This is a genomic window from Micromonospora sp. RV43 (assembly GCF_001029515.1).
Classification (GTDB): Bacteria; Actinomycetota; Actinomycetes; order Mycobacteriales; family Micromonosporaceae; genus Micromonospora; species Micromonospora aurantiaca.
The window spans coordinates 1-7,194 of record NZ_LEKG01000253.1; the positions used below are offsets into that span (position 1 = coordinate 1).

At 70.2% G+C, this 7,194-nt stretch carries 7 protein-coding genes and 1 tRNA gene; 5 read left to right on the forward strand and 3 right to left on the reverse strand.

The features are described 5' to 3' along the window. The 5 genes from scpB to ABD52_RS34940 form a co-directional block, all read left to right on the forward strand. Window positions 1-618: SMC-Scp complex subunit ScpB (gene scpB / locus ABD52_RS34920; protein WP_047894548.1), on the forward strand; the 618-nt coding region annotated here is incomplete at its 5' end. Next, window positions 605-1,375: a pseudouridine synthase gene (locus ABD52_RS34925; RefSeq protein WP_013477403.1), complete on the forward strand. Its 771-nt coding sequence runs from the start codon at window positions 605-607 to the stop codon at window positions 1,373-1,375. The genes scpB and ABD52_RS34925, both read left to right, overlap by 14 nt. A 171-nt stretch (window positions 1,376-1,546) precedes the next feature. Next, window positions 1,547-2,227, forward strand: a complete 681-nt coding sequence (gene cmk, locus ABD52_RS34930) for a (d)CMP kinase (protein WP_013285599.1) — start codon at window positions 1,547-1,549, stop codon at window positions 2,225-2,227. A 20-nt stretch (window positions 2,228-2,247) separates the two neighbouring features. Beyond that, on the forward strand, window positions 2,248-3,630 hold the full coding sequence (gene der / locus ABD52_RS34935; RefSeq protein ID WP_085983681.1) for a ribosome biogenesis GTPase Der: 1,383 nt from the start codon (window positions 2,248-2,250) through the stop codon (window positions 3,628-3,630). 147 nt (window positions 3,631-3,777) lie between these two features. Further along, window positions 3,778-3,851, forward strand: a tRNA-Pro gene (locus ABD52_RS34940). A gap of 113 nt (window positions 3,852-3,964) precedes the next feature. On the opposite strand, the gene ABD52_RS34945 is transcribed toward ABD52_RS34940, so the two are convergent. The 3 genes from ABD52_RS34945 to ABD52_RS39545 form a co-directional block, all read right to left on the reverse strand. Then, window positions 3,965-5,176 carry a site-specific integrase gene (locus ABD52_RS34945; protein ID WP_047894545.1) on the reverse strand — a complete coding sequence of 404 codons (1,212 nt, stop codon included), beginning with the start codon at window positions 5,174-5,176 and terminating at the stop codon, window positions 3,965-3,967. Window positions 5,177-5,179: 3 nt separating this feature from the next. Then, complete coding sequence (locus ABD52_RS34950; protein ID WP_030504821.1) at window positions 5,180-5,389, reverse strand: AlpA family transcriptional regulator; 210 nt, start codon at window positions 5,387-5,389, stop codon at window positions 5,180-5,182. Window positions 5,390-6,169: 780 nt separating this feature from the next. Continuing rightward, window positions 6,170-6,886: a hypothetical protein gene (locus ABD52_RS39545; RefSeq protein ID WP_047894547.1), complete on the reverse strand. Its 717-nt coding sequence runs from the start codon at window positions 6,884-6,886 to the stop codon at window positions 6,170-6,172. Window positions 6,887-7,194: the final 308 nt, after the last annotated feature.

Here is a 7,194-nt window from a genome sequence, read left to right on the forward strand (position 1 = left end):
GGGGCTGACGGCGTACCCCCTAAGCGGGGACGGCGGCGGGCCGTGCCGGAACCGGCGCCCGCGCCCGTCCTGGACGATGCGGAGCTGCGCGGCGCCCTGGAGGCGATCCTGCTCGTGGTGGACCAGCCGGTCAGCGAGCTGGTCCTGGCCGAGATCCTCGAACAGGCGCCGGAGCGGGTCGGCGCGATGCTCGACGAGATCGCCGCCGGATACACAGCGGCCGGGCACGGGTTCGACCTGCGCCGGGCCGCGGGTGGCTGGCGTCTCTACACCCGGCCGGAATACGCGACGTATGTGGAACGGTTCGTACTGGACGGGCAGTCCGTGCGGCTGACCCAGGCCGCGCTGGAGACCCTCGCCGTGGTCGCCTACCGGCAGCCGGTGACCCGTTCCCGCATCTCGGCCATCCGGGGTGTCAACTGCGACGGGGTGCTCCGTACCCTGGTGGGTCGCGGCCTGGTCGAGGAGTGCGGCACCGAAGCGGACAGCGGCGCCTACCTCTACCGGACCACCACCATGTTCCTGGAGAAGCTGGGGCTGAACTCGGTGGACGACCTGCCGCCGCTCGCCCCGTTCCTTCCCGACGACGTAGAAGAGCTTGCCGATGCGACGCGATGACCGTGCCCCGAAGCCCGACGCCCCCGTGTACGAGGGCGCCGAGCGCCTCCAGAAGGTGCTCGCCGCCGCGGGGGTGGGTTCCCGGCGCGCCTGTGAAGACCTGATCTTCCGGCGCCGGGTCACAGTCAACGGGCGGGTGGCGCAGCTCGGCGACAAGGCCGACCCGGCCCGCGACGTGATCGTCGTCGACGGAGAGCGGCTCCAGGCCGACGTCCGCCTGGTCTACGTGGCGATGAACAAGCCGCGCGGGGTGGTCACCACCATGGCCGACGAGAAGGGCCGCACCGAGCTCGCCGACTTCATCGGCGCGCGGCTGGAGCAGCGGGTCTACCACGTCGGGCGGCTGGACGCCGACAGCGAGGGCCTGCTCCTGCTCACCAACGACGGCACCCTCGCCCACAAGCTCATGCACCCGTCGTACGAGGTACTCAAGACCTACCTCGCCGAGGTGGCCGGGCCGATCCCGCGCAACCTGAGCAAGCGGCTGACCGCCGGCGTCGAGCTGGAGGACGGGCCGGTGAAGGTCGACGGGTTCAAGGTGGTCGACACGCTTGGCAAAACCGCCCAGGTGGAGCTGACCCTGCACGAGGGGCGCAAGCACATCGTCCGGCGCCTGATGGCCGAGGTGGGACACCCGGTGAGCCGTCTGATCCGTACCTCGATCGGTCCGATCAAGCTCGGCGACCTGCGCACCGGGCGGATGCGGCGGCTGACCAACGCGGAGGTCGCCGCCCTGTTCAAGGCCGTGGGTGACTGACCCCGACGATCGGGGTACGGCTCCCGGTAGGCTTCGACGCGGTCCGCGGGCCGGCACACGCCGGCCCGGTGGGACGCCCGCGCGGCGCGGGCATGATTCAAGACGGAACATCCGCTCAACGGCGCCCGGCACACCGGGCGACCCGCGAGGTACGGGCTGAGGAGGACAACGGTGGAGGAAAACGTACCGGCCGGGCGATGCGTGGTCGCTGTGGACGGGCCGTCCGGTTCGGGTAAGTCCACCGTGTCGCGGCGACTGGCCACGGGCCTCGGTGCCCGTTACCTCGACACCGGCGCCATGTACCGGGCGCTGACCTGGGCGGTCCTGCGCTCCGGCGTGGAACTCACCGACGCCGAGTCGGTCGCAAAGGTCGCCGCCGAGGCCGACCTCCGCATCGGCACCGACCCCCAGGGGTACGCCGTGACAGTCGACGGCACCGACGTGTCCACCGCCATCCGCGGCGCCGAGGTGACCGGAGCCGTCTCCGCGGTGGCCGCCGTCGCCGCCGTACGTGAGCTGCTCGTGGACCGGCAGCGGCGGGTGATCGCCGACGCGGGCCGGATCGTGGTCGAAGGCCGGGACATCGGCTCGGTGGTCGCGCCGGACGCGGACCTGAAGGTGTACCTGACCGCCTCCGAGGCGGCGCGCGCGAAGCGGCGCAGCGCCGAGGACGCCGCCGACGTCGCGGCGACCGCCGCCGACCTGGCCCGCCGGGACCGGCTCGACTCGACCCGCAAGGTCAACCCGCTGCAGCAGGCCCCCGACGCGGTGGTGCTGGACACCACTGAGCTGGGCATCGACGAGGTCGTGGCGCGTCTGCGGGACATGCTCACCGAGCGGGGTGCCGCGTGAGCGAGGACTTCGAAGGCTGGGTGGAGTTGCGCGAGCCGGAGGCCGACTCCGGTGAGCCGACCGGCCCGCAGCCCGTGGTGGCAGTGGTCGGCCGCCCCAACGTCGGCAAGTCCACGCTCGTCAACCGCATCATCGGCCGTCGGCAGGCGGTCGTGGAGGACATCCCCGGCGTGACCCGGGACCGGGTGCCCTACGACGCGCAGTGGAACGGCCGGGCGTTCACAGTCGTGGACACCGGCGGCTGGGAACCCGACGCCAAGGACCGGGCCGCGGCCATCGCCGCCCAGGCCGAGATCGCGGTGGTCACCGCCGACGTTGTGCTGTTCGTGGTGGACGCCATGGTCGGCTCGACCGACGTGGACGAGGCCGCGGTGAAGATGCTGCGCCGCAGCGCCAAGCCGGTCATCCTGGTCGCGAACAAGGCCGACAACACCACCATCGAGATGGAGGCGACCTCGCTGTGGTCGCTCGGCCTCGGTGAGCCGTTCCCGGTGTCGGCGCTGCACGGCCGCGGCTCCGGCGACCTGCTCGACGCCATCCTGGACGCGCTACCCGAGGCGCCGAAGATCGTGGAGAACCGGCCGCGCGGCCCGCGCCGGGTAGCCCTGGTCGGCCGCCCCAACGTCGGCAAGTCCAGCCTGCTCAACCGCTTCTCCGGCGAGGAGCGGGCGGTCGTCGACTCGGTCGCCGGCACCACAGTCGACCCGGTCGACAGCCTGGTCGAGATCGGCGGCGAGACGTGGCAGCTGGTCGACACCGCCGGTCTGCGCAAGCGGGTCGGCAAGGCCAGCGGCACCGAGTACTACGCGAGCCTGCGCACCGCCTCGGCGATCGAGGCGGCCGAGGTCGCCGTGGTGCTGATCGACTCCAGCGAGGTGATCAGCGAGCAGGACCAGCGGATCCTCACCATGGTGGTCGAGTCCGGCCGGGCGCTGGTCATCGCGTTCAACAAGTGGGACCTGGTCGACGGCGACCGCCGCTACTACCTGGACAAGGAGATCGACCGGGAGCTGCGACGCATCCCCTGGGCGATCCGGCTGAACCTGTCCGCGAAGACCGGCCGCGCCGTCGACAAGCTCGCGCCCGCGCTGCGCAAGGCCCTGGCCAGCTGGGAGACGCGCATCCCGACCGCGCAGCTCAACCAGTGGCTCACCGCGCTGGTCCAGGCCACCCCGCACCCGGTACGCGGCGGACGCGCGCCACGCATCCTGTTCGCCACCCAGGCCGGGGCGGCGCCGCCGCGGTTCGTGCTGTTCACCACCGGGCCGCTGGACGCCGGCTACCAGCGCTTCGTCGAGCGCAAGCTCCGCGAGGAGTTCGGCTACGAGGGCAGCCCGATCGAGATCTCGGTACGCCCGCGCAAGAAGCTCGGCCCCGGTGGCCGGGGCAAGGCCCACGGCTGACCCCTGGTCGCCGCTTGTTGCCGCACGCCACCCTCCTAGGACGCTCTAGGGGGTGTGGCGCGCGGCGCGGGAGGGGCCTCTGCGCACGGTGCGAAGATCCTGCGCTAAGCTGTACCGGCTGCCGCGGGGGAGACCTGGCGGGGGCATCGGGACGTGGCGCAGCTTGGTAGCGCACTTGACTGGGGGTCAAGGGGTCGTCGGTTCGAATCCGGCCGTCCCGACAAAGAAAAAGCCCTGACCAGCGGGAACACTGGTCAGGGCTTGATTTTCTTCGATGGAGATTTGAACCGCCCCCCGAAAACCCCCCGTTTACGTGGTGCGGCAACCAAGTTCGTCATCGGTGTGCATCGTTCTCTCCTGGCGACGATCCTTGGTTGCTCGGGTGGCTGCCGAGCCGTTCGAGGATGCCGGACACGTCTGGGGCTTGTACCGGCTTGGCGATGTAGTAGGTGTCGGTGACCTCCTCGCTGGAGTGCCCGAGTTGCGCTGCCGCGCTCTTGGTATCGATCTCCTCCTTGATGAGGGTGGCGACGGTCTTTCGGAAGGTGTGCGGGGTGACCCAGTCGAGGTCGGCTTCGGCGCGGGCCTGGCGCCACTGACGGCGGACGTTGTTGGGGGAGAGCCAGGTGCCTCGTCGGGAGGCGAAGATCGCGTCGTGGGGGTTGTCCGCGGCGGTGAGTTTGCGGGCCATGAGCATGCCGACCGCGAACCGGGGGAGGACGACCCTCCGGTAGCCGGCGTCGCTCTTGGTCCAGGGCTGTCGGAAGAAGCCCTGGCTCTTGATGAAGACCAGCGTTCCGCAGATCGTCAGGGTTGGTCGTTCGGCGGCGAGGTCCAGGTCCTCCCAGCGGAGGGCCAGGATCTCGCCGATACGGGCGCCGGTGGCGAGCATGAGGTCGACGACGTCGGCTAGGTCGCCGCTGTGCCGAGGCCCGGGCTTACCAGGGATCGGTCGCTGCCATTCGCGGATGGCCGTGCGGACGGCTTGGAGTTGCTCAGGCGAGAGGACGACGACGGTGCGGCGGGGTTTACGGAGCCGGCCGGTGTCGCGGACCGGGTTGGTGGGGATGGCGCCGTGGCGTACGGCCAGAGCGAACATCTGACTGAGTACGACCTTCACGCCTTTGGCGGCTGAAGGGCGGTCCTTGGCGATGTCGCGCAGGAACCGGTCGAGGCGTCCGACGCTGGCTTCCCGGATTCGGAGGTTGCCGAGGGCGGGCAGGATCGAGGTGCGGACGCTGGTCGCGTATCGGTGGATGGTTTGTGGCGCGATGCGTTCCTCGGCGGTGATCTCTTCGACCCACAGTTCGGCGAGGGCGCTGATGCGCGTTTCGCGGGTGATCTCGTCGTCGGTGGGGGTGGCACGGTCGCGGAGTTTGACCTTCAAGGCCCGTTCGGCGGCCGGGCCTGTGGCGTCGGTGGCCTCGATGTCACGGGTGATGCCGTCGTAGTCGCGGAACCGGGCGCGTGCCCGGAATCTCTTCGGACCGAGTTTCTCGATCCGGATTTTTCCGGAGGTGCCGATGGCCAGTTCAGGTCGGGCCATGGTTCACCGCTCCGCGTCGGTGTGGTCTTCGAGCCAGCGCTCGACCTCGCTGCGCCGGTAGCGCAGGGTGTTGCCGACGCGGATGGCGCGAGGGCCCTTGCCTCGGCTGTGCCAGGCGTAGAGGGTGTTCTTGGGCTTGCCCAACCAGGCCGCGAGGTCGTCGATGGTCAGGAGTGGATCTGGTCGCCATTCGGAGGCGGCGGGGCCGTTCATCGCCGGTCCAGGACGTCGGTCGAACCGGGCTGCCAGCGGCGCGTCGTGCGGTTGGCAGTTGGCCTGCGTGCGTCGGCACGTGGTCTGAATTCCGGGCCGGTTCGGCGTCGGGGCGGGCATGGATCGTGCTTCCTTTCGTTGGCCCGGCGTTGCTGGGGCCGGGGGTGAACGGGGTCGTCGCTACGACCCGCGGGTGCGGCATCTGACAGCTGTGGCCGTCTATCCATCCGTTGTGTCCCCCAGGGGTCAAGCCAGGGGCTGGGCTTGTCCTCGAAGAGGCATTGCAGGCTCGGTGTCGATCGCGGACGGACGGCGTCCCCCTGGTCCTGCGGACCGCTGGATGGCGGACAGAGGGCGTCAGTCGAGCCCTCGCTCGCCAGTTGCGAGACGCGGTGCGTCCCCGTACCGAGCTGGGTGTGGAAACGTGCGATCCGGGGCGCGGTGCTTTTGCGCCCGGTCATCTCGATGCAGATTGGGAAGTTCTGGAGTGTTCTCATCGTCAGTTGCCTTTCGGTCAGGCTGATGTGTGGGTTGGTGCTGGTCGTGGTCTGGGATATCCGGGCGCGTGGAACCGGTGACCTCCTTGCGTCAGAGGGCATGCGTGGCTGGCCCGCCGAGCAGAGAGGCTCGGCAGGCTGGCTCGATTGAATGGACGGCCCGCCGATCTCGGCGGGCCGTCATCTGTTGGAGCGCTGCCTGGTGCTCACCCCGGTGGCGCCGTCATTTGCCGGACAGCGGTGAGTCCCGAGGGTTGGCGCCGGTGTTTGCTCTGACGACTCGTCAGGCTGTGTGGCTGCTGCCCGCGAGCCGGCGCAATGCCTGCCCGGCGCCGGGGTAGGCGAGCCGCAATGTGTAAGCGGCGAGTTGGATGGCCCACCAGGTGGGGGCGACGAGGTAGCCGACCAGCAGGGCGCTGCTGGTGTCGCTGGTGAAGACGATGGCGTAGCCGATGGCGAGGCCGGGGACCGTGATGGTGCGGGTGGTGCGGCTTCGGCTGGTGGTCAGGGCGGTGGCGATGCCGAGCAGTGCTGCTCCGGCGCTGCCGATGAGGCCGGGCATGCCAGTCAGGTCGACCGGTGGGGTGAGGGTGATCGCCGCGCGCATGAGACAGATGCCGGTGGTTGCGATGGCGGCGGGCAGGGCCGCCGGACGGGTGCGCGCGAGCCAGTTGGACAGTTGCGGAGCCGCAATGCGGGGAGCGGTGGCGGCGATGATCGCCGCGCAGGCGGCGAGGGGGAGTGCGGAGCCGAGCGTCCATTTCAGGTATGGCTCATAGCCGAACTGGACGGCGGTGCCGGTGGCGAGGCCGTAGAGGGCGGCGGCGGTTGATCCGCCGACGGCGGCGGCGAGGTATCCGCGTCTGATGAGGTGGCCGGTGGTGGGTCTAGTGGTGGCTGCGTCGGTGGTGCCGGCGAGCCAGGTGGTGGGGGCGAGGTGCGCCACGGCGAATGCGGTGAGCGTGGTGAGGGCACCGGCGACGCCCGTGTCCAGGGACATGACGGGTCGGGGAGCCGGACGATGCGGACTCGCCACCCACCCTAACGACTCGAGCCTCGGCCTCGGCGGTTCATGAAGCTCAGGTGGCGTCCGGATCTGCCGAGATTCAGTGCACTGGATCATGCCCGGCCTGATCGGCTGTGGCAGGTCTCCGGCCGCTTCGACCTGACCTCCACCGACACCTAGTACGGCAGCCGCCGTTTGAGATGTCGCTGGTGGGGCCGGGTAGACGAGGTGCGGCCACCGCGTGATCGTCTGTCTGCTGTGGACATGACTTCAGATCTGGCGGTGGCCGCGTGCCACAGCCC